At 40.3% G+C, this 761-nt stretch carries 1 pseudogene; it reads right to left on the reverse strand.

Annotated elements, in window-relative coordinates:
• A pseudogene (gene pdeH / locus ACWHAR_RS26325) lies at window positions 1-632 on the reverse strand (cyclic di-GMP phosphodiesterase); the annotation flags it as partial.
• Between the last annotated feature and the right edge of the window lie 129 nt (window positions 633-761).

Raw genomic sequence — 761 nt, forward strand, 5'->3', positions numbered from 1 at the left:
TAGTAAGAATAGAAATGAGTCGATAGGTCATGCCCGCTGATGATGCGCGGCTCGCTGAAAAAGTAGCCTTGGAATAATTGAAAGCCGTCTTGGACCGCCTGTTTATATTCTTTTCGGGTCTCTACTTTTTCCGCTAAAAAAATCAGGCCGCGGCAGCCGTAGGTTTGCAAAATTGTTCTGCGTTCCATTCGTGTTGTTTTGAGAAAATCAATTTTCAATATATCAATATAGCTCATGAGTTTTTCCAGTAAGTCCTCATCTTGCGGATTTATTGCATAAAAATCATCAAGCGCCAGCATATACCCCATTTTTTTCAATTCTTTGCATCTAGAAATGAGGGCCGGCGTGATCGGTATATCTTCAAGGATTTCAATGACAAGCTGTTTCGGATTGAAGGAGGTGGGAAGATTCGAAAACATCAGGCTTTCCGTAAAATTAACAAAACAGCGTTTCCCTTCCGTCAGCTTCTCAATTCCGATGTTTAAAAAGCTGTTGATCACCAAATCTGTTGTTGCCTGATCGCCGTCTTTAGCGCTATACACGTTCTCTTCGCTTTCTCTATACAGCAGTTCATAAGCAACAACCTGTTCTTTTCTATTAAAAATAGGCTGTCTTGCAACAAACACCCTCATTGATTTATCCCCCTTACAATACGCGCGGCTTTCACCCCTAAGTATATCAAATAATTTGACGAAAATTGCCTAATCATGAAAAATAATATATACATAAAGAAAACTGGCCCTTCGCGAATGAAAGGCCAG

The organism is Bacillus sp. LR--39, assembly GCF_053613335.1.